The following is a 22075-nucleotide window of genomic DNA, read 5'->3' as shown; positions in this document are numbered from 1 at the left end:
CAGCACCGACTCATCACGTTCTGATATCGAAAGGCCGGGATTGAAATCGGGGATATCATGGCAGAGGCAGCGCGAAAATTCGGCGTCGCGGAAACACCGCTTTATCGTGAAGCGCCAAACAACATCGAGGCCGAGCAGGCGTTGCTCGGCGCTATCCTCGTCAACAACGACGCCTTCTACCGCGTCTCTGACTTCCTCAAGGCCAGCCATTTCTACGAGCCGCTGCACCGCAAGATCTATGAGGTGGCGTCCGAGTTCATCCGTATGGGCAAGGTGGCGACGCCGATCACGCTGAAAACCTTCCTGCCGGCCGACGAGAAGGTCGGCGACATGACGATGGCGCAATATGTCGTGCGGCTGGCGGTCGAGGCTGTGACCGTCGTCAACGCCACCGACTATGGCCGCGCCATCTATGACCTTGCGACGCGCCGCGCGCTGATCACCGTCGGCGAAGACATGGTCAACATCGCCTATGACGCGCCGGTCGACATGGCACCCGGCGAACAGATCGAGGATGCCGAGCGGCGGCTGTTCGAACTGGCCGAAAACGGCCGCTACGATGGCGGTTTCGAAAGCTTTTCCGATGCGCTGAAGAATGCCGTCGACATGGCCAGCGCGGCCTATATGCGCGATGGCCACCTGTCCGGCATTGCCACCGGCCTGCGCGATCTCGACCATCGCATGGGTGGCCTGCAGCCTTCGGATTTGATCATCATCGCCGGCCGCCCAGGCATGGGCAAGACGTCGCTGGCCACCAACATCGCCTACAACATCGCTGCCGCCTATGAGCCTGCCCAACAGGCCGACGGCTCCGTCAAGGCGGCCAATGGCGGCGTCGTCGGCTTCTTCTCGCTTGAAATGTCGTCGGAGCAGCTGGCCACCCGCATCATCTCCGAGCAGACCGAGATTCCATCATCGAAAATCCGGCGCGGCGATTTGACGGAAGCCGATTTCGGCAAGCTTGTCGCCTACACGCAGGAGAACCACAAGCGCCCGCTCTACATCGACCAGACGGGTGGTATCTCGATCGCCCAGCTCGCGGCGCGCGCCCGCCGCCTCAAGCGCCAGCGCGGGCTGGACCTGATGGTCATCGACTATATCCAGCTGATGCAGGGTTCATCTGCCAAGGCGTCGCAGAACCGCGTCCAGGAAATCACCGAGATCACCACCGGACTGAAGGCGCTCGGCAAGGAGTTGGGCGTGCCGATCATCGCGCTCTCACAGCTCTCGCGTCAGGTCGAAAGCCGCGACGACAAACATCCGCAGCTGTCCGACCTGCGCGAATCGGGCTCGATCGAGCAGGACGCCGACGTCGTGCTGTTCGTGTACCGCGAGGAATATTACATCAAGAACAAGGAGCCGGAGAAAGGCACGCCCGAGCATCTCGCCTGGGAGACGAAGATGATCGAGGTCCAGGGCAAGGCCGAAGTGATCATAGCCAAGCAGCGCCATGGACCGACCGGCACCGTCAGCCTTGCCTTCCAGGGCGAGTTCACCCGCTTCTCCGACCTCGCCGAGGAGCATCATCTGCCGGAAAGGTTCGAGTGACCTATTGAGACAGGTCCCATTCCTTGGCGCCCCCCTCTGTCCTGCCGGACATCTCCCCCTCAAGGGGGGAGATCGGATGTCATCGATCCTTTCGCCAATTTTTGGCGTTGAAAAGAAGGCGCAAGCGCTGAAGCTGCAAATCTCCCCCCTGGAGGGGGAGATGGCCGGCAGGCCAAAGGGGGGCGCTGCCCCGCCAGCCTGTCACGGCGTGGCTTCCATCTAATGGCCAAATCGCGCGTCCAATTCATCTGCCAAAGCTGCGGATCGGTGCATCAGCGCTGGGCCGGCAAATGCGATGCCTGTGGCGAGTGGAACACGCTGGTCGAGGAAGGCACGTCCGGCGGCATCGGCTCAGGACCAGCCAACACGCGCAACGCCCGCAAGGGACGCGCCGTGGTGCTGACCACGCTGTCCGGCGATATCGAGGACGCGCCACGCATCATCTCGGGCATTGGCGAACTCGATCGCGCCACCGGCGGCGGTTTCGTGCGCGGCTCGGCGCTGCTGGTCGGCGGCGATCCCGGCATCGGCAAGTCGACGCTGCTCACCCAGGCGGCCGCGGCGCTGGCATCAAAAGGCCACCGCATCGTCTATGTCTCGGGCGAAGAGGCGGTCGCGCAGATCAGGCTGCGGGCGCAGCGGCTTGGCGTCGCCTCCTCTCCGGTGGAACTTGCCGCCGAGACCAATGTCGAGGACATCCTGGCGACGATCGCCGACGGCAAGCGGCCTGACCTCGTCATCCTGGATTCGATCCAGACGCTGTGGACCGACCTTGCCGATTCGGCGCCCGGAACCGTCACCCAGGTGCGCGCCGCCGCCCAGGCGATGATCCGCTATGCGAAATCCACGGGTGCGGCGATCGTACTGGTCGGCCATGTCACCAAGGAAGGCCAGATTGCCGGGCCGCGCGTCGTCGAGCACATGGTCGACGCCGTGCTCTACTTCGAAGGCGAAGGCGGCCACCACTACCGCATCCTGCGCACGGTGAAGAACCGTTTTGGACCGACCGACGAGATCGGCGTCTTCGAAATGTCGGACAAGGGCCTGCGCGAGGTCGCCAATCCGTCCGAGCTTTTTCTTGGCGAACGCCATGCCAAATCGCCGGGGGCGGCGGTTTTCGCCGGCATGGAGGGGACAAGGCCGGTGCTGGTCGAGATCCAGGCACTGGTCGCACCCTCCTCGCTCGGCACGCCGCGCCGCGCCGTCGTAGGCTGGGACGGCGCACGGCTGTCGATGATCCTGGCGGTTCTCGAAGCCCATTGCGGGGTGCGATTCGGCAGCCATGATGTCTATCTCAATGTCGCCGGCGGCTACCGGATTTCGGAGCCCGCGGCAGATCTCGCAGTGGCGGCCGCCCTGGTTTCCTCGCTCACCGGTCTTGCCCTTCCCGCCGATTGCGTCTATTTCGGCGAAATCAGCCTTTCGGGCGCCGTGAGGCCGGTTGCGCATGCGCAACAGCGCCTCAAGGAAGCCGAAAAGCTGGGTTTTGGAAGCGCGGTTCTGCCCTCGGGCAGCGGGGAACTGGCCGGGGGGATCGGGGCCGGTTCTTTCCAGCCGACCGAGCTTGCCGACCTCGTGGCACGCATAGCCGGCTCACGCCGAAGCCGCGTGGACGAAGAAGACTAGAGCATCGGACCCAGAGCCCGATGTTCGGCGCTATAATGCGGCTCATGGAGTGGGGCGAAAGACATGCCGATTACGCTGCTTGACGGAATTCTCGTCGGCTTCACTCTGGTTTCGGCGATGCTCGCCATGGTTCGCGGCTTCTCGCGCGAAGTCCTGTCCGTCGTCTCCTGGGCAGCGGCGGCAGCGGCGGCGTTCTTCTTCTACAAGCCGGTCGTGCCTTACCTCGCTCCCTACATCGAGAATGAAAAGGTGGCCATGGCGGCCGCCGCCGGCGTGGTTTTCATCATCGCGCTGATCGTCGTCTCGGTCATCACGATGAAGCTCGCCGACTGGATCATCGATTCCCGGATCGGCGCACTCGACCGGACGCTAGGTTTCCTTTACGGCGCCGCGCGCGGCATCCTGGTCGTTGCCGTCGCCCTGCTGTTCTTCAACTGGCTGGCCGGCGCCAAGGCGCCAGCCTGGGTCACGGAAGCCAAATCGCGGCCGCTGCTCGAACAAATCGGCGCCAAGCTCGAAAGCCTGCTGCCCGAGGATCCGGAAAACGCGATCCTCAAGAAGCTCAATCCGAATCAGCCGGCCGCCGAGACGCCAGCTGCTCCGGACGCACCGGCGGCGGATGCTCCGGCGGGCGGCGACGATACCAACGCGCCGGCGCCTGACGACAATGACGCAACACCACCGGCGAACAACGCCCCGGCCGCTCCGGCACCGGCGGCACCGGCAAACTGACGCCGAAAAACGGCGTCAGGATCTGACGATGGTGTGAACGACTGCACGGCCCGCGTTGCTTTCGGCGCGAACCCGCATTATATGGCGATTTTAGCGGAGCTTAAGATGGCAGACGCAGACGACGTGCTTTCCGCCGAGGCCGACGACCATTTCCACGACGAATGCGGTGTGTTCGGCATTTTCGGTCGGCAGGACGCTGCGGCCATCGTTACATTGGGCCTGCATGCGCTGCAGCATCGCGGCCAAGAAGCGGCCGGCATCGTTTCCTATGACGGCAGCCAGTTCCATGTCGAACGCCATGTCGGCCTGATCGGCGACACCTTCACCAAGCAGCGCGTCATCGACAGCCTGCAAGGCAACCGCGCCATTGGCCATACGCGCTACGCCACCACGGGCGGCGCCGGCATGCGCAACATCCAGCCCTTTTTCGCCGAATTGGCCGATGGCGGTTTCGCCGTCGCCCACAACGGCAATCTGACCAACGCCATGACCGTGCAGCGCGCGCTGCAGAAGCAAGGCGCGATCTTCTCCTCCACCTCCGATACCGAGACGCTTTTGCACCTCGTCGCCACCAGCAAGGAGCGCGATTTGAACTCGCGTTTCATCGATGCGGTGCGGCAGGTCGAGGGCGCTTTCTCCCTGGTGGCGATGACGGCCAAGAAGATGATCGGCTGCCGCGATCCGCTCGGCATCCGGCCGCTGGTGCTGGGCGATCTCGACGGCGCCTGGATCCTGGCCTCCGAAACCTGCGCGCTCGACATCATCGGTGCGCGTTTCGTGCGCGACCTGAAGCCCGGCGAGATGGTCGTCGTCACGTCCAAGGGCATCGAGAGCCTGTTCCCCTTCGAGCCGCAGAAGACCCGCTTCTGCATCTTCGAATATGTCTATTTCGCGCGGCCGGATTCCTCGGTCGAAGGCCGCAACGTCTATGAGGTGCGCAAGCGTATCGGCGCCGAGCTGGCGGTCGAAAGCCCGGTCGAGGCCGACATCGTCGTGCCGGTGCCGGACTCGGGCACGCCGGCGGCGATCGGCTTCAGCCAGGCGGCCGGCATTCCCTTCGAGCTCGGCATCATCCGCAATCATTATGTCGGCCGCACCTTCATCCAGCCGGGCGATTCGATCCGCCACATGGGCGTCAAGCTGAAGCACAATGCCAACCGACGCATGATCGAAGGCAAGCGCGTGGTGCTGGTCGACGACAGCATCGTGCGCGGCACCACCAGCCAAAAGATCGTGCAGATGGTGCGCGACGCCGGCGCCAAGGAGGTGCATATGCGCATCGCCTCACCGCCGACACGCGCCTCCTGCTTCTACGGTGTCGACACGCCGGAGAAATCGAAGCTCCTGGCATCGCGCATGTCGATCGAGGAGATGGCCGAGTTCATTCGCGTCGATTCGCTTGGCTTCCTCACCATTGACGGGCTCTACCGCGCGGTCGGCGAGGCCAGCCGCGACAACGACCAGCCGCAATTCTGCGATGCCTGCTTCACCGGCCAGTACCCGACCCGCCTGCTCGACTTCGAAGGCCACGACAATGTGCGCACGCTGTCGCTGCTGGCGACAAGCGGGACGTAGGCCGGACCGCCATCAGCGTTAGTCAATTCCCGGAATCCATCGCATGACCCTCGACCTTTCCGGCCGCGTTGCGGTTGTCACCGGCGCCTCGCGCGGCATCGGCTATTTCATTGCCAAGGAATTGGCTGCCGCCGGCGCGCATGTCATTGCGGTGGCTCGTACTGTCGGCGGGCTGGAAGAGCTCGACGACCAGATCAAGGCGGCCGGCGGCCAGGCGACACTGGTGCCGCTCGACCTCGCCGACATGGCCGGCATCGACCGCCTGGGCGGCGCCATCCACGAACGCTGGGGCAAGCTCGACATTCTCGTCGCCAATGCCGGCGTTCTCGGCGTCATTTCGCCGATCGGTCATGTCGAAGCAAAAACCTTCGAGAAGGTGATGACCATCAACGTCACCTCGACCTGGCGGCTGATCCGCTCGGTCGACCCTCTGCTGCGGCTCTCCGATGCTGGCCGCGCGATCATCCTGTCTTCCAACGCCGCGCACTCGGCGCGCGCCTTCTGGGCACCCTACGCGGCATCCAAGGCCGCGGTGGAGACGATGATGCGCTCCTGGGCGCATGAGGCGCAGAGCCTGCCGCTCAGGGTGAACGCCGCTGACCCCGGCGCCACCCGCACCGCCATGCGTGCCCAGGCAGTGCCGGGCGAAGATCCCGAGACGTTGCCGCATCCCTCCGAGATCGCCAAGCGGATCGTGCCGCTGGCCAGCCCGGACCTGAAAGAGACCGGATTGATCTTCCAGGCCAAGCACAATCGCTTCGTCGCCTATAGGCAGCCGGAATAAACTTGAGCCTTTTTTTGACGCATGTCGGTTTCCCAAAAACCGCTGCGCACTTTTAAGCGACATGCGTAGGGATTAAACAGGCCTCCGGAAACGTTTCTTCGACGTAGTCGAAGCCCAAACCGGAGGAACCACCATGCGCAAACTGCTTCTCGCCACCGCGGCCATCCTGATCGCAGCCGCGGGCGCCGCTTACTCGCAAGATGCCAAGATGAGCTTCTTCGTCACCAGTGTCGGTTCCGGCAAGGGTGCCGACCTCGGCGGCCTCAAGGGTGCTGACGCGCATTGCGCATCGCTGGCGGAAGCCGCCGGCGTCACCGGCAAGAGTTGGGCCGCCTATCTGTCGACCAGCGACACCGACGCCCGCGACCGTATCGGCAAGGGGCCGTGGGTGAACGCCAAGGGCGTCAAGATCGCTGACGACGTCGCCTCGTTACACAGCGATGCCAACGGCATCACCAAGCAGACGGCGCTCAACGAGAAAGGCGAAGTGGTCAACGGCCGCGGTGACACGCCGAACCGCCACGACGTGCTGACCGGCTCCAAGCCCGACGGCACCAAGATCGCCGACCAGACCTGCGGCGACTGGACGATGAGCGGGGCGGAAGGCGCCGCGATGATGGGCCATCACGACCGTACCGGCCTCGACGATTCGGCAGCCGCCAAATCCTGGAATTCCTCGCACGCCTCGCGCGGCGGCTGCAGCCAAGAGGCGCTGAAGGGCACCGGGGGCGATGGCTTGTTCTATTGTTTTGCCACCAACTGAGCCGATTGCGCTTCGAAATCGGGCTGGGAAACCCGCCGTCACATCACGCGGCTGTGATTTGGCGGCGGGAAGCTGTGCCGCGGTCATGCTTTCGTCATTTCCTTGGAGTTGGTAGGGTCACCGCGACTCCCACAACAAGCGCCCAACTGGCAGAACAAGGAAATCCCCATGGCTACGACCGCAGCAGCGTTGGTCTGGTATCTGGTAATCGCCGGTCCGCAAGGCGGCATGGTCGTGCTGCCCAGCACCTTCGACAAGCGCGAACAATGCACCGCCGCCATCACCGAATATCAGAAGCAGCCGACACCGGCCGGCTGGTCGGTGCAATGCGTGCCGAGCGCCTCGCCCTTCACCGACGAGGGTGACGCCGAAGAACCGTCAGCACAGTAGGCGTCAGCGGCGGGCGCTGACCGTCAGTTCCGGCTTCTGGCTGATGGTCTGGAATACCACGCAATAACGCTCGGTCAGCTTCAGCAGCGAGTCTATCCGCTCCTGCGGCTCATCGGTGTCGAGGTTGAAATTGAGCCGGATGGCGCGAAAGCCGACCGGCGCATCCTTGGCGACACCGAGCGTGCCGCGAAAATCGAGATCGCCTTCAGCCTCCACCGTGGCGGCGCCGAGTTTGAACTCGAGCGCCGTCGCCACCGCCTTCAGCGTCACCCCAGCGCAGGCGACCAACGCCTCCAGCAGCATGTCGCCCGAGCAGAGCTCAAGGCCTGAGCCGCCTGTTGCCGGATGCAGGCCGGCGATGGCGAGCGCCCTGCCCGTCTCCACCTTGCAGGCAACCGACTGGTCGTCGATCGAGCCCTTGGCGCGAAGCGTGATCATGGCCTGCGAAGCGTCGTCACGATACGCCTGCTTCAGCGGCGCCTGCATGGCCTTCAGTTCGGTCGCATCCACGCTTTCCCCTTTCGTCGACTGCTTGCGTCACCGGCATGCGCCGTCCGGTCAAGATTTGCGCCGATCACCTTGGGAAGGCAATGCCATTCCGCAACAGGTGCCAGCCGCCTACACCGATATCCCAAATGGGACATTGACGGACAAGGTCCCAAAAACGTCTGATCCGGGCAAGTCATCACTCCATTTCCCGGCGGTCCCCGATGCCTCGAACCCTCTCGACAAGGCCGAAACAGGATGGGTTTCGCGCGCCCGGCGAATTCGAACCCAAGTCAGGCTGCTGGATGATCTGGCCGGAGCGGCCGGACACCTGGCGCCTCGGCGCCAAGCCCGCGCAAAAACTGTTCGCCGATGTCGCCGCGGCGATCGCGCAAAGCGAGCCGGTGACGGTGGCGGCTTCTGCTCGCCAGTGGCAGAATGCCCGAGCGCGATTGCCCGGTCATGTGCGCGTCGTGGAAATGTCCACCAACGATTCCTGGCTGCGCGACAGCGGTCCCAATTTCGTCGTCAACGATCAAGGCGACGTGCGTGGCGTCGATTGGATCTTCAACGCCTATGGCGGTTTTGACGGCGGCCTCTATTCGCCATGGGACCTGGATGACCTTGCGGCGCAAAAAGTGCTCGAAATCGAGAACATGGATCGCTACCGCGCACCTCTGATCGCCGAGGGTGGCGGGTTGCAGTGCGACGGTCAGGGCACGCTCATCACGACGGAGCAATGCCTGCTCAACCGAAATCGCAACGCTCATCTCGGCAAGGCCGAGGTGGAGCGCCAGCTTGGCGACTATCTCGGTGTCGACACCGTCATCTGGCTGCCACGCGGCTTTGCCTTCGACGAGACCGACGGCCATGTCGACGACGTTTGCTGCTTCGTGCGCCCCGGTGTGGTCGTGCTGAGCTGGACCGACAATCGGGAAGACCCGCAATACGATATCGTGCGCGAAGCCGAAGAGGTGCTGCGTTCGGCTCGTGATGCGAAGGGCCGCGCGCTGGAAGTTCACCGGCTGCCCCACCCCATGCCGATCGAGATGACGCCGGAAGAAAGCGACAGCGTGGACCGGCTGGATTCGACCTGGGCGCGACCGGCCGGAAACCGGATCGCGGCGAGCTACATCAACTACTATCCGGGCAACAGCGTCGTGGTGGTACCGCAGTTCGGCTGCGATCTCGATGTGAAGGCCAAGCGGACGCTGGCCAAGCTGTTTCCCGACCACCGGATAGTCGGCATCGAAAACTCGCGAGAGATCCTGCTGGGCGGCGGCAATGTCGCCTGCATCACCTTGCCGGTCTATGCCCCGCAACGACGTTGAGGGACGGAGCATGCCGAGAACACATAGCGAAAACGGAGGACATTCATGCGCGCTCTGATCTTCTCAACCCTGCTTGCCTGCGGCGTCTGCGCAAATGCGGCTTCGGCGGACGAGGAAAAGATCGTCAACGTCTACAACTGGTCCGACTACATCGCGCCGGACACGGCCGAGAAATTCGAGAAGGAAACGGGAATCAAGGTTCGTTACGACGTCTATGACGGCAACGAGGTGCTTGAGACCAAGCTGCTCACCGGCGGCTCCGGATATGACGTGGTCTACCCTTCAGCCTATCCGTTCCTCAAGAACCAGGTCAAAGCAGGGGCTTTCCTGGAACTCGACAAATCGAAGCTTGCCAACCACTCGAAGATCGATCCGCAAGCCCTCGCGCTGATCGCCGGCGCCGACCCGCAGAACCTGCATGCAGTGCCCTATATGGCGGTCACCGACGGCATTGGCTACAACGTCGCTGCGGTGAAGCAGCGGCTGCCGGACGGGCCGACAGATTCCTTCGCCATGGTCTTCGACGTCGATGTGGTCAAGAAGCTGTCCGATTGCGGTGTAGCTATCATCGATGCGCCGGCTGAAGTCATCCCGATGGCGATGAACTACCTTCACATCAACCCCAAATCGACCAGTCCCGACGACCTCGCCAAGGTCGAGGACCTGCTGGTCAAGGTGCGGCCCTACATCCGCTATTTCCATTCGTCGAAATACATCAACGACCTCGCCAACGGTGACATCTGTGTGGTGTTGGGCTGGTCGGGCGACATACTCCAGGCAAGGACCCGTGCGGCGGAATCCGTGAAGAAGCTGGAGATCGCCTATTCCATCCCCAAAGAAGGCACGCTCATCAACTTCGATACGATGGCGGTACCGAAAGATGCGCCGCATCCCGACAACGCCCAGGCCTGGATCAACTTCAATCTGCGGCCCGATATCGCCGCGGCCAATTCCAGCTATGTCTCCTACGCCAATGCGATACCGGAGTCCCTGCCGCTGATGGACAAGGCCATAGCCAGCGATCCCGGCGTCTTTCCGCCTGATGCCGTGAAGGCCAAGCTGTTCGTGGTGGACAACAACGACCCAAAGCTGCTGCGATCACAAAACCGCATGTGGACGCGCATCGTGACGGGACAATAGAGCAATTCCAGGAAAAGTGCGCAGCGGTTTTCCCGGGAAAAGCGCGTAGCGCTTTCCCTTGGGAATTGCGTCAAAGCAAAAAGACAGAGCCGGGCGGAAGCCGTCAGGCTCAAGCGGCTTCGCGGATGGCCGCCAGCAACTCGACCTGGGAGTGCACGCCGAGCTTGCGATAGATCTGCTTGATGTGGTTGCGGACGGTCCCGGGCGAGATGGCGAGGCATCGCGAAATCGTCTTGGCGTTGCCACCATCGACCAGATGTCGTGCAATCTCGGTCTCGCGCCTGCTCAGCCGCGAGCGAGCGTCACCGATTGCGGCGCCCTTGTGCCGGAAGCGGCACAGATGGAGCAATCTTTCCAAAATGAGCCTTGTCGCGCTGCTTGCCGCGCAAGCCGTCGCCAGATCCTGCTCGCCAAACGGTTCTGCCCCGTTTCGCCTGAGAAAAGTGACATAGCCAGCGGTCAGCCGGTCGAGATTGAACACGCCGGTGATCTCGTCGAAACTGTCGGAAGGGCCGAAGAATTCGCGATAGTAGGGAGTGCGCTGGAAGTCGCCATTGCGGAGTGCCGACAGCGGCAACAGGAAATCCTGCCTTGTGCTGGCGAACCTCTGGAAGAAGGGATCCTGGCGATACAGTCGTGCATCGTAGTCGCGGTTCCAGCGATCGGGACCGGCATCGTCGATGGTCAGGGATGTGATGTCGCGACTGTAAAAGCCGACATAGGCGCGGTCGGAGCCAAGCAACTCGCTCGCCGCTGCCGTGAAGCGAGCCGACAATTCTTCGGGTGTCACGGCAACGGCCGCAGCGGCGACACCGCCGCTCCAGCGCCCAAACTGATCGAGGGAAAGGTTCGACTGCATTCCAATTCATACTAGGCATGATGCCGAAAAGTGTGAAGCGGTTTTCGGACGGCATCATGCTCCCTCTGTTTGATTTAGAGCCGGATTCAGATTTCAGGTCGATCGACCTGAAATCATCCGGCTCTAGCGCAAGCCGTTGCAAGTTCAAATCAGCCATTTCCTTTGACTTCGACCCTCTCGGCCATACCTATGCGGGAGTCGTTGTCGCGGAGCCATCATGCCGGTCAAATTGAAACTGATCTGCCTTATCCTGCCGATGCTCGCCGTCCTGGCGCAGCCCGTCCTGGCTGAAACGGCGGAGCGGCCAGCGCCCTCGGGCGGCGTGCTATCCCTGCTGCCGCCGCCGCAGACCACCAACCATTCGATCACGCTAGCCGGGCGCAAGCTGGATTACCAGGCAAAGGCGGCGACCCTGTCGCTGCTATCGGGCAAGGGCGACGTCACGGCGGAGATCTTCTACGTCGCCTACACACTGGAGCCGCCGGCAAGCGGGGCCAAAGACCAGCAGCGGCCGATCACCTTCGTGTTCAACGGCGGCCCTGGAGCAGCGTCCGCCTATCTGCATATCGGCGCACTCGGTCCACGGATAATCGCGACGGGAGCCGACGGCGAATTCCTGCCGTCACCGCAAAGACTGATCGACAATCCGGACAGCTGGCTCGACATGACCGATCTCGTCTTCGTCGATCCGGTGGGAACAGGCTATAGCCGCGAGGCACCGGGTCAGGACACGCGCGATTTCTGGGGCGTAAACCAGGATGCCAGCTCGATAGGCGCCTTCATCCGGCTCTATCTCGCGCAGAACGGCCGCACCGGGTCGCCACTGTTCCTCGCCGGCGAAAGCTATGGCGGGTTCCGCGCAGCGCTGCTCGCCAGGACGTTGCAGGAAGATATCGGCATCAGTCCGAACGGCATCGTGCTGATCTCCCCGGCGCTGGAGTTCACGCTGGTGCAGCCCGACGAATTCGAGCCGCTGCATTGGGCACTCGAACTGCCTTCACTGGCGGCGGTGCGCCTGCGCGCCGAAGGCGTCAGCGGCGACGCGTTGCGGGAGAAGCTGGCAGACGTCGAACATTATGCGATGGGCGATTACCTCACGGCAATCACCAGCGGACTGGAGCAAGGCAGGCGGCTGGCCAGCCAACGCGTGGCTGACATCACCGGCCTGCCGCTCGACCTGGTGCAGCGGAACTCCGCCCGCATCCCCACCGGCCTGTTCGCAAGGGAGTTCGCCCGCGCCAGCGGCAAGGTGCTCAGCCCCTATGACGCCACGATCGGCACGGCCGACATCGCGCCCGAGAGCGCCCGCATCGCCGGCCCGGATCCGGTGCTCGACCGCAGCGTGCCGGCGCTGACGTCGGCATTCGTCGGCTATATCAGCGACGAACTGCATTTTCGCACCGATGTCAGCTATCGGCTGCTCAATGGCGAAATCAGCCACAATTGGGATTACGGGACCGGCGCCTCGCGGCAAGGCTATGCCGGGGTGATGGACGATCTGCAGCGCGCACGCTCGCTGAACCCTTCGCTCGGCGTCGTGATCGTTAACGGCTACACCGATCTGGTGACACCTTACCTCGCCTCGCGCTACCTGGTGAGCCAGATCCCGTCGCTCGCCAATGCCAAGCCCATCCGTCTCGATGTCGTCGAGGGCGGGCACATGATGTATTTCAGGTCCGACGGCCGGCGCGCGCTGAAAGAAGCCGCTTCGGAGCTTTATCAGGCGACGCAGTAGGCTTGGCGACAGTGCAGCTCGCCATGGACCCGTGCCCCAATATAAGCACCGGACTGGCGTAGCGCCGCAGGGGTTTTCGCCCGTATAGCTTGGTACCAAGGGAGTTGAATTCACGGCTCCCTTGTGTCGCTCCTCACAGCATTTCTGCCGCTCCGGCAAATTTGGTCCCACGCGCCTTATGGCCGATATCGCCATTCTCGAAACACGCGAGCGGGTTCTTGCAGGCATCCTGCTGACCGGTGCGGCCTATCTGCTGTTTTCGACACAGGATGCTTCGATCAAGCTGCTGGTCGTCGGCATGAGCGTCTGGCAGATCATGTTCTTCCGCAGCATCACCATTCTGGGCGCGTGCGCGGCGATCGGCGGACGACAGCTGTTTGCCGACACGATGCGCTCGCCGATCGTGCGGCCGATGCTGGTGCGCAGTGCCTTCACGCTTGCTGCGTGGCTCTGCTACTACAACGCCGCGCGCAGCCTGCAGCTCGCCGAACTGACCACCGTTTATTACGCGGCCCCGATCATCGTCACCGTGCTTTCGGTGTTCCTGCTCGGCGAAAAAGTGCCGATGCTGCGCTGGCTGGCGGTGCTGATCGGCTTTGCCGGCGTGTTCATCGCTTGCGATCCGACCCATCTCGGCCTGTCCGTGCCGGTGCTGCTGGTGCTGGCGGCCGCCTTCTTGTGGGGCATCGCCATCGTGCTCTTGCGCAGGACCGCCCTTGCCGAGCGCTCGATGATCCAGCTCCTGCTCAACAATTTCTATTTCCTGCTGTTTTCGGCGGTGCCGGCGTTGCTTTGGTGGCGGACACCCGACTGGACCCAGCTGCTGCTGCTTGCCAGCGTCGGCGCACTCGGCGGCCTGGCGCAGTATCTTCTCTTCGAAGGCATGAAGCGCACGCCGGCCTCGGTTCTCGGGCCGCTGGAATACACCTCGCTATTGTGGGCATTCGCACTCGGCTTTGCGATCTGGGGCGACGTGCCGCGCCGCGAAGTTTTCCTGGGCGCTGCGCTGATCGTCGCCGCCGGCCTGCTGATCGTCGGCACCGAGCATTTCCGCAAACGGCTATGATGTGCATGGCCATGATTGCTGACGCTACGATGTCAGGACCAAGCGGCGTAGGCTGGCGGCATGACTAAGATTGCAGCCGCCACCGACACCGCCGCGGAGCGGACACTCGGCATCATCCTGGTGTCGTCCTCAGCCGCCGTCTTCGGCCTGACGGGCGTGCTGACGAAATCAATCCACGCCGACCCGTTGACCATCATCTGCTGGCGCGGCTTTGTCGGCGCGATCCTGATCAGCTTCTATGTGCTGTGGCGGCGTCACCGTTCCGGTGGGCGTGAGACCCTGCGGCTTGGCTGGCGCGGCTGGCTGCTGGCGGTGGAAGGCGCGCTGGCCAGCATCGCTTTCATCTCGGCGTTCAAGTTCACCTTCGTCGCCAATGTCGCTGTCATCTATGCCACAGTACCTTTCGTCACGGCGCTGCTGGCCTGGGTTCTGACGCGCGAACCCTTCCGGTTGCAGACGATGGTCGCCGCCGCAGTGTCGCTGTGCGGCGTGGCGATCATGGTCTGGTCCGGCTTCGGCACCGGCAATCTGTTCGGCGACGGACTGGCACTGCTGATGACCATCGGCAGCGGCCTTTACATGATCATGGTTCGCGCCTTCCGCGACACGCCCGTGGTGTGGGCCGGTGCGGTGTCGGCATTCCTGTTGTTCGTGCTCGGTTGGTTCGTCACCGATCCGCTGGCGGTTTCGCCGAGAGATGCCGTTCTGCTCACCACTTTCGGCGCGTCCTTCGCGCTGTCCTCGATCCTGTGGACGGAGGGCGCACGACTCATCCCGCCGGCCGAATCCGGGCTTCTCGGTTCGGCCGAAGTGCCGTTCGCGATCCTGTTTGCCTTCCTGTTCCTGGGCGAGATTGCACCAGCCGCCAGCATGATCGGCGGCGCCGTCGTGCTCACCGCAGTGTTCGCCCATGCGGGGCGGGATTGGCTGATGGCGCGCTCGCAACGCATGGCGTCAAATATTTCTTAAAAAAGCGACACAGTCATGGAACCATCATCCGGGTCAGGCATTATTGCTGCGACGGGCCATCCCCAAGTCCCCCCAAACCCCTCGGCCCGTCCTACTCCAAGCCGACCGTAAGGTCGGCTTTTTCTTTGCCGCTTGCCGACCGCAAGGTCGGCTTTTTCTTTGCCACTTGGGACCGCAAGGTCGGGTTCGTTGGGCATTCAGCCCGACAAGGCAAGGTTGGCGCTGAGCAGGGTCGCCAGATCGGCTGCCGATCCATCGGCACCGGCGCGCAGCCGGATGGCGAACTCAGCCAAAGGCACCTGCGGCAGGCCAAGCTGGCGCGGCGCCTCGACAATCCCGGAATGGGCAAAGCGAGCCGTTCGCAGCGTCAGTGCGACACCGGCGTTCACGGCTGTGCGCAGGCCGGCCAGACTGGCGCTGCCGGCAGCAATGCGGTAGCGGCGGCCGGCGGCATCGAGTGCGGCAAGTGCCGCTTCGCGAAAACCGCAATATGGATCGAGCAGCGCCAGCGGCAGTTCCTCCTGCCGCGTGGCCAGCCCCTTTTGTGAGCATAGCCATATCATCGGCTCGCGCAGCACGCCGACTTCGTCCGCCGCTGCCGTCTGGCGCATGACGATCGCCAGATCGAGGCCGCCAGACTGCAGCGCCTGCGCCAACTCGGCGGAACGGCCGACCCGCAGTTCGATCCTGACGCGCGGATGGCTGCCGGCGAAAGCACGCAGCAGATCCGGCAGGCCGCTGTCGGCAAAATCCTGCGTCGTGCCGATGGCAACGCGCCCGGCAGCGCGGGCGCCCTTCAGCGCCAGCCAAGCCTCGCGATGGACGGCAAGAATGCGCTTGGCGTGGCCGACGAGATCCTCACCCGCCGGCGTCAAACCACGTCCCCGCCCCTGCGGCGCCAGCAGCGGCTCACCGACGACTTCCTCCAGCCGCTGCATCTGGGCGGTCACCGCCGAGGGCGAACGGCCGATGCTTGCAGCCGCCTGGGCCAGCGAGCCGCTGTCGACGAAAGCAAGGAAGGTTCGGAGCAGATCGGGATCGAGCGTTTCCATACTTCGATACTATCGAATTATCATTTAAAAACAATTCGATTTTTTTGACTAAAAGGTGGTGGCATGGTTGTTTCAACGGCGATCGGACGCCGCTCAAGCCAAGGAGAAGAAGAATGCCTATCATCAACATCAGCGTCACCGGCAAACCTGACGCGGCGCTTTCCGCTCGCATCGCAAAGGAGGCCACAGAAATCACCGCGACGCAGCTGCGCAAGGACCCGACGATCACGGCAGTTGCCGTGTCCTATGTCGATCCGCAGCACTGGTTCGCCGGCGGCAAGTCGCTGGCCGAGCACGGCACCAACACGTTCTGGCTTGATATCAAGGTGGTCGACGGCACCAACACCAAGCTTGAGCTGGAGGCCTATCTGAAGGCGATCTTCGCAGCCTTCGGCCGTCTGCTGGGCGGCGTGCACGAGGAGAGCTACGCCTTCGTGCATGAAGTGCCGGCAGCCGCTTACGGCTATGGCGGCAAGACGCAGGAATTTCGTTTCATCAGTGGACGGCTGCAGGCGGCGTGAGAAGCAGCTTCCCGCACCAAGGGAAGCAAAAGCTCCGCATTGACCTTGCTCCCACATCGTCTAGGTTCTGGCCGACACGGCCGCAAAGAGCCGAGATGCTAAAAACGTTGGGAGAGACGCGGCATGATCCTGACACTGGCGCTGCTTGCGGGTCTTGTTCTGGCCTGGCTCCTGATTGGCGTGGCGGAAAAATTCCGCCTCGGCCTACGCTTCACCCAGGCGCTGCTCTATGTCCCGTTCAAGCTTGCCTACCGGATCGGAGACAGCCGCATCAGGATCGCCCGCAAGGCGCAGGCCCCAGTCATCTACGTCATCTCGCATCAATCGCGCTTCGAGCCGGCGCTGATGCTGTCGCTGCTGCCGGAAGACACGCTGCATATTCTCGATGAGGTCTCGGCGCGCTCGCCGTGGCTCGAACCTTGGCGCGAGCTTGGCCGTACCATCGCCTTCAACGCCGAACATGTCTTCGTCAGCCGCCGGCTGGTGCGGGTGCTGAAGGGCAAGGGCCGGCTCGCTGTCTATCTGCTGGATGCAGTCGAGCCCGACGTCAAGACGTTTCGGTTGTTTCGTGCCGTCACCCGCATCGCCATGCAGGCCGATGCCAAAATCGTGCCGATCTTCGTCGGCGGCGCGCGCAGCCTGCCGGTGTCGCTGACGCCTGGGGACAAGGCGCCACGACACTGGTTTCCGCAACTGTCGATCAGCGTGCTGGAGCCGATGACCATCACTGAGTTGGTGGCGCGCAACCCCGAGCAGGCCTCGAACACCAACGCGCTGTTCGACCGTGTCGCCGAGGCGCGGCTCTTCGGCACCAACCTCGATCGTGGCCTGTTCCTGGCCATGCGCGATGCCGCCGACCGCGTCGGCGCTTCGCATATCATCATCGAGGACGTGATCTCCGGCGCGCTGAGCTACCGCAAGCTGTTCATCGGCGCCCGCGTCCTGGGCAGGCGCTTCGAGGCGGTAACGGCTCCGGGCGAGGCAGTCGGCGTGATGCTGCCCAATGCCAATGGCGTCGTGCTGTCGCTCACCGGCCTTCTGTCGGCCGGCCGGGTGGCGGCGATGATCAACTACACGGCCGGGCCGGCGAGCGTCACCGCGGCCGTGCGCACGGCGGTGATAAGGACCGTGATTTCGTCCCGCGCATTCGTCGAGAAGGCCGATCTTGCCGATATCGTCGCGGCGGTCGAAAAGGGCGGCGCCAGGCTTCTCTGGCTCGAGGATGTGCGGGAGAGCGTCACCGCGCTGGACAAGCTTGCCGCCGCCTTGCTGTGGCGCTGGCCGCTGCAGCGACAGGACGCGGCCAAGCCGGCGGTGATCCTGTTCACCTCGGGCTCGGAAGGCACGCCGAAGGCAGTCGTGCTGTCGCACAAGAACCTTTACGCCAACGCCATGCAGGCTGAGGCGCGCATCACCATCTCGCCCGCCGACATCCTGCTCAACGTGCTGCCGGTGTTCCATTCGTTCGGCCTGACGGGCGGCACCATCCTGCCGCTGGTCACCGGGGTAAAACTGTTCCTCTACCCCTCGCCGCTGCACTACAAGATCATCCCCGAGGTTGCGCGCAAGGTGAAACCGACCATTATGTTCGGCACCGACACGTTCCTCGCCAACTATGCGCGTACCGCCAAGGACGGCGATTTTTCCAGCCTGCGCTTCGTCGTTGCCGGCGCCGAGGCGGTGAAGCCGGAAACCCGCCGTGTCTATCGCGAACGCTTCCAGGCCGAGATCATCGAAGGGTTCGGGCTGACAGAGGCGGCACCGGTGGTTGCCGTCAACACGGCAATCCATGGCCGCGACGGTACCGTCGGGCGGCTGCTGCCGGCCATGCGCATGAAGCTTGAGCCGATCGAAGGCATTTCCGATGCCGGCCAATTGTGGCTCGACGGACCGAACCTGATGATGGGCTATATGACATCGGACCGCCCCGGTGAATTGCAGCCGCTGACGGGCTGGCACGACACCGGCGACATCGTCGCTGTCGACCGCGAAGGCTTCATCACCATTCGCGGCCGCGCCAAGCGCTTCGCCAAGATCGCCGGCGAGATGGTGTCGCTGGGTGCTGTCGAGATGCTGGTGCAGTCGTTGTGGCCGGAAGAACGCCATGCGGCGGTAGCGGTGCCGGACAAGAGGCGCGGCGAGCGCATTGTGCTGGTCACCACCGCCGACGACGCCAATCCCGACGAGTTGCGCAGATTCGGCAAACAAGCGGGCGCCGCCGAACTGATGGTGCCCAACGACATCGTCAAGGTCGAGGAAATCCCGGTGCTGGGTTCGGGCAAGACCGACTATGTCTCGACCCGAAAGCTGGCGATCGACAGGCTGGGGCTCGGCGTCGCGGCCTGAGTCGGATCAAGCACTTCCGCCGACCTTCTAACCTATATCCGAAGGCGGCACCTTCTCGCCCTCCAGCTTGGCGCGTTTCGAATAGGCGCGCACACTGAACGGCAGGAAGATCAGGTAGCCGGCAACCGAAGCGGTCAGCGTGTACCAGGGGTAGGTCATCAGCAGCAGTACGTAGAGCACGACACCCAGGATGATCGGCAACACCCTGTCGCCCGGGATTTTCAGGCTCTTGCCGGAATAGACCGGCAGCCGGCTGACCAGCAGGAAGGCGACCAGTATGGTAAAGCCGGTGGCGACGAAGGCCGCTGGACGACTGGGCTCCAGCCCTGTGCGCAGGAAATAGAGATAGAGCGGCAGCATCACCAGCACAGCACCAGCCGGCGCCGGCACGCCGACGAAATATTCGGACTGCCATATCGGGCGGTCGGCCTTCTCGTCGTCGAGCACGTTGAAGCGGGCGAGCCTTAGCCCGCAGGCGATGGCGAACAGCAAGGCCGCAATCCAGCCCGGCGAGCCGGCACGGTCGAGCAGGAAGGCATAAAGCACCAAAGCCGGGGCGACGCCGAAATTGACGATGTCGGCCAGCGAATCCATCTGGGCGCCGAATTTGGAGGTTGCCTTCAGCATCCGCGCCAAGCGGCCATCAATGCCGTCGAGGAAAGCGGCCAGCAGCACCATCACCACGGCCGGCTCGAAGCGGCCTTCGAAGCCGAAGCGGATGCCCGACAGACCGGCGCAGATGGCAAGCACGGTGACGAGGTTGGGCAGCACCATGCGCATCGGGATCTCGCGGATGCGCGGACCGCCGCTGGCATGGGCCTCGAACTTCTTATACTGCGTGCCCACGGCTCAGGAAATCCGCACGAGGGGTGTGCCGGCGACACCGCCGAATTCGGCCAGCACGGTTTCGCCGCCGACCGCTGTCTGGCCGACGGCAACGCGCGGCGTGGCGGTCAAGGGCAGGAAGACATCGACGCGCGAGCCGAAGCGGATCAAGCCGAAACGCTCGCCGGTGCCGATCGAGCCGCCCGCCTCGGCCCAACAGACGATCCGCCGCGCCACCAGGCCGGCGATCTGGACGGCGGCGATCGTGCCGTTGGGGCTTTCGATGACCAGGCCGTTGCGCTCGTTCTCGGTGCTGGCCTTGTCGAGTTCGGCGTTGAGGAATTTTCCGGGCCGGTGTTCGATCCTGACGATACGACCGCGTACCGGGGCGCGGTTCACGTGACAGGAAAAGACATTCATGAACACCGAGATGCGGGTCATCTCGACATTGCCGAGGCCGAGTTCGCGCGGCGGCACGGCCGGCCCGACCGCCGAGATGATGCCGTCGGCGGGGCTGACCACCAAGCGGTCGTCGACCGGCGTGACGCGCTCGGGATCGCGGAAGAAATAAACGCACCAGGCCGTCAGGATCAGACCGATCCAGAACAGGACCGAGGAGAAATAGCCGAGGAAAAGCGTCGCCGCGCCAAAGGCCGCGATGAAGGGATAGCCTTCGCGATGGATCGGTACGAACGCGTTCTTGACCGTATCGACAAGGCTCATCAGCTAAAAACAGGCTCCGTTTCAAGTCCGGCCTCAATAGCCGAAAGCCCCCCTCGCCGCAACGCAACAATCGGCGGCGCGGGCGAACGGGCAAGGGCCTGTCGCCTCAGGATAGCCGAACGCTCCGCGTTCGTGAGGTCGCGACCGGCTCGCATGCCTGTGCCACTGGCGTCAGAATTTCGAGACAATCAGCCCAGATCAGTTGGCACCATCGGCTTCGGCGCGCACAAAATGTTCTTCGATCTCAAGCCTATGGGCATCCGCCAGCGGATCTTCGGCGCCCGACCTCAAGAGCGCGCTCCCGTTGGGAGAGGACACCAAAAACAGCAGTCTACCGTCAGCAGCAACTGTCCAACTGACGACCGATCCTCCCTCGCTCGGAATCAGCATCGATGGCAAAGCAACTGCTCCTGCCGTATCAATTCCAGCCCTGCGCAAAAGAAGGTCGAGGGCTGCTGGTGCCCCGTATTCATCAGCCAGTTCGATGACTGTCGCTATTGAATCAGCGCCGACATGCGACAGCTTCAGACCGACACGTGGAGCACCTTCGCCAAGTAACTCATCAACGCTATCGACCGGTCCGAGGTCGAGTTGCAGTTCTGTACCATCAGCAGCCAGGTACTGGTATGCAGCCGCATGCGTTGGCGTGACTACGCACAAACGCACCCTGCCGGCGTTGGTTACGACCGGAAATGTCATCTGCTTCTCGCCATCTATGTCCAACATCCGTCCTTTGCCGAGCCCGAGCTTAACCTCGGGCTGCGGCAAAGCTGCACAGGCGAGCCCGATGCCCACTTCAAGTCGGCTCGTCATCACTGCTTTCAGATGGAACATCGAACGATGGCGCAATCGAGGTTCGCGCCTGGAGTTGGCCATCACAATGTCAAGAGTGGCCTCCTGGCATTCGGCATCGTCGACAATCTCCAGTTCAGGCCAGGAGGCTATCCAACCCACTGCGCGGGCAAGCATCGGGACGCTGTCTTCCTCCTTGTAAAAAAGATCGTCGAGTCCATCAAGGAAATCAGCGCGGCCACCTTCGAATCCAGTCTGTTCCTCCGCTTCCTTGGGATGTTCCCGGACCCAAGCAACCATCTGTTTCAAAATAGCTAAATGGTTTTCTGCTCGCATTCCAGCCAAAGCCAAATGCACATCCGAGGTGACTTTATCGAGGTGATCACGGTAATTGTGAATAAATTGGCTATGGCCGCCATTAGCCACTTCCATCCCGTATAGGTAAGCGTGAAAAAACTGCCTCGCTGACGGCGGTATTTCGTGATCTTTGTAGAGGCCCTGATCAAACATTGCGGTCACGAAATCCATGACTGCAGTCACGAGGTCAGCAACGTAGTTTTCCTTAGCGGCGCGCTCGACTGCTGAAAACGGGACAACAATTGAAGTCACGCGCGGACTGGCCGTCGGTTGCTCCGGCTGGTACGCCGAAATCGTTGTCGACTGCTGCAGCCTTTTCTTTCGCGAAAAAATTCCGAACATTCCAAAGCCTTCTTACCCGGAGGAAAGCAATACCGGTAGATCAGAGTCTGTCAGCAGAATATCACTTGGAAAAGTGGATAAAAAGGCGCTTGAAATTCATTTTCACTGCGTCT

20 protein-coding genes are annotated in these 22075 nt (G+C 63.0%); 14 read left to right on the top strand and 6 right to left on the bottom strand.

What is annotated here, in order from left to right:
* The first annotated feature begins 57 nt into the window (after positions 1-57).
* From A4R29_RS09530 to A4R29_RS09500, 7 genes are all read left to right on the top strand, one after another.
* Positions 58-1548 (top strand): replicative DNA helicase, encoded by a 1491-nt coding sequence (locus tag A4R29_RS09530; protein ID WP_013532525.1) that lies wholly within the window; start codon positions 58-60, stop codon positions 1546-1548.
* A gap of 222 nt (positions 1549-1770) precedes the next feature.
* Entirely contained in the window at positions 1771-3174 is a 1404-nt protein-coding gene (gene radA, locus A4R29_RS09525) for a DNA repair protein RadA (protein ID WP_013532526.1), read from the top strand.
* A 63-nt stretch (positions 3175-3237) separates the two neighbouring features.
* Entirely contained in the window at positions 3238-3906 is a 669-nt protein-coding gene (locus tag A4R29_RS09520) for a CvpA family protein (RefSeq protein ID WP_063171789.1), read from the top strand.
* A 105-nt stretch (positions 3907-4011) separates the two neighbouring features.
* On the top strand, positions 4012-5481 hold the full coding sequence (gene purF / locus A4R29_RS09515) for an amidophosphoribosyltransferase (protein WP_013532528.1): 1470 nt from the start codon (positions 4012-4014) through the stop codon (positions 5479-5481).
* 43 nt (positions 5482-5524) lie between these two features.
* Positions 5525-6265, top strand: coding sequence for an SDR family NAD(P)-dependent oxidoreductase (locus tag A4R29_RS09510; RefSeq protein ID WP_063171788.1), 741 nt, complete (start codon positions 5525-5527; stop codon positions 6263-6265).
* A 133-nt stretch (positions 6266-6398) separates the two neighbouring features.
* Positions 6399-7028 carry a hypothetical protein gene (locus A4R29_RS09505; protein WP_013532530.1) on the top strand — a complete coding sequence of 210 codons (630 nt, stop codon included), beginning with the start codon at positions 6399-6401 and terminating at the stop codon, positions 7026-7028.
* A gap of 168 nt (positions 7029-7196) precedes the next feature.
* Positions 7197-7418: a hypothetical protein gene (locus A4R29_RS09500; protein WP_013532531.1), complete on the top strand. Its 222-nt coding sequence runs from the start codon at positions 7197-7199 to the stop codon at positions 7416-7418.
* Between the two features lie 3 nt (positions 7419-7421).
* Here A4R29_RS09500 and A4R29_RS09495 read toward each other — a convergent pair whose 3' ends face one another.
* On the bottom strand, positions 7422-7928 hold the full coding sequence (locus A4R29_RS09495) for an OsmC family protein (RefSeq protein WP_027162698.1): 507 nt from the start codon (positions 7926-7928) through the stop codon (positions 7422-7424).
* A gap of 200 nt (positions 7929-8128) precedes the next feature.
* Here A4R29_RS09495 and aguA point away from each other — a divergent pair, with 200 nt between their 5' ends.
* Both aguA and A4R29_RS09485 read left to right on the top strand, forming a co-directional pair.
* Positions 8129-9235, top strand: coding sequence for an agmatine deiminase (gene aguA / locus A4R29_RS09490; RefSeq protein WP_063171787.1), 1107 nt, complete (start codon positions 8129-8131; stop codon positions 9233-9235).
* A gap of 45 nt (positions 9236-9280) precedes the next feature.
* Complete coding sequence (locus tag A4R29_RS09485; RefSeq protein WP_013532534.1) at positions 9281-10375, top strand: polyamine ABC transporter substrate-binding protein; 1095 nt, start codon at positions 9281-9283, stop codon at positions 10373-10375.
* Between the two features lie 109 nt (positions 10376-10484).
* Here the strand turns inward: A4R29_RS09485 and A4R29_RS09480 are convergent, their stop codons facing one another.
* On the bottom strand, positions 10485-11234 hold the full coding sequence (locus A4R29_RS09480; RefSeq protein WP_063171786.1) for a helix-turn-helix transcriptional regulator: 750 nt from the start codon (positions 11232-11234) through the stop codon (positions 10485-10487).
* Positions 11235-11451: 217 nt separating this feature from the next.
* Here A4R29_RS09480 and A4R29_RS09475 point away from each other — a divergent pair, with 217 nt between their 5' ends.
* From A4R29_RS09475 to A4R29_RS09465, 3 genes are all read left to right on the top strand, one after another.
* On the top strand, positions 11452-12969 hold the full coding sequence (locus A4R29_RS09475; RefSeq protein ID WP_013532536.1) for a S10 family peptidase: 1518 nt from the start codon (positions 11452-11454) through the stop codon (positions 12967-12969).
* 178 nt (positions 12970-13147) lie between these two features.
* On the top strand, positions 13148-14035 hold the full coding sequence (locus A4R29_RS09470) for a DMT family transporter (RefSeq protein WP_063171785.1): 888 nt from the start codon (positions 13148-13150) through the stop codon (positions 14033-14035).
* A gap of 60 nt (positions 14036-14095) precedes the next feature.
* Positions 14096-15004 (top strand): DMT family transporter, encoded by a 909-nt coding sequence (locus A4R29_RS09465; protein WP_063171784.1) that lies wholly within the window; start codon positions 14096-14098, stop codon positions 15002-15004.
* 197 nt (positions 15005-15201) lie between these two features.
* On the opposite strand, the gene A4R29_RS09460 is transcribed toward A4R29_RS09465, so the two are convergent.
* On the bottom strand, positions 15202-16056 hold the full coding sequence (locus A4R29_RS09460) for a LysR substrate-binding domain-containing protein (protein ID WP_013532539.1): 855 nt from the start codon (positions 16054-16056) through the stop codon (positions 15202-15204).
* Positions 16057-16169: 113 nt separating this feature from the next.
* On the opposite strand from A4R29_RS09460, the gene A4R29_RS09455 reads away from it, so the two are divergent.
* Entirely contained in the window at positions 16170-16577 is a 408-nt protein-coding gene (locus A4R29_RS09455; protein ID WP_013532540.1) for a tautomerase family protein, read from the top strand.
* Between the two features lie 123 nt (positions 16578-16700).
* Positions 16701-18923 carry an AMP-binding protein gene (locus tag A4R29_RS09450; RefSeq protein ID WP_063171783.1) on the top strand — a complete coding sequence of 741 codons (2223 nt, stop codon included), beginning with the start codon at positions 16701-16703 and terminating at the stop codon, positions 18921-18923.
* A gap of 27 nt (positions 18924-18950) precedes the next feature.
* On the opposite strand, the gene A4R29_RS09445 is transcribed toward A4R29_RS09450, so the two are convergent.
* The 3 genes from A4R29_RS09445 to A4R29_RS09435 form a co-directional block, all read right to left on the bottom strand.
* Entirely contained in the window at positions 18951-19769 is an 819-nt protein-coding gene (locus A4R29_RS09445; RefSeq protein ID WP_013532542.1) for a CDP-alcohol phosphatidyltransferase family protein, read from the bottom strand.
* 3 nt (positions 19770-19772) lie between these two features.
* On the bottom strand, positions 19773-20471 hold the full coding sequence (locus A4R29_RS09440) for a phosphatidylserine decarboxylase (RefSeq protein WP_013532543.1): 699 nt from the start codon (positions 20469-20471) through the stop codon (positions 19773-19775).
* 198 nt (positions 20472-20669) lie between these two features.
* Positions 20670-21962: a DMP19 family protein gene (locus A4R29_RS09435; RefSeq protein WP_063171782.1), complete on the bottom strand. Its 1293-nt coding sequence runs from the start codon at positions 21960-21962 to the stop codon at positions 20670-20672.
* Positions 21963-22075: the final 113 nt, after the last annotated feature.

This window comes from Mesorhizobium ciceri biovar biserrulae (genome assembly GCF_001618845.1).
GTDB lineage: Bacteria > Pseudomonadota > Alphaproteobacteria > Rhizobiales > Rhizobiaceae > Mesorhizobium > Mesorhizobium ciceri.
This window is presented reverse-complemented; position numbering and strand designations above follow the sequence as displayed.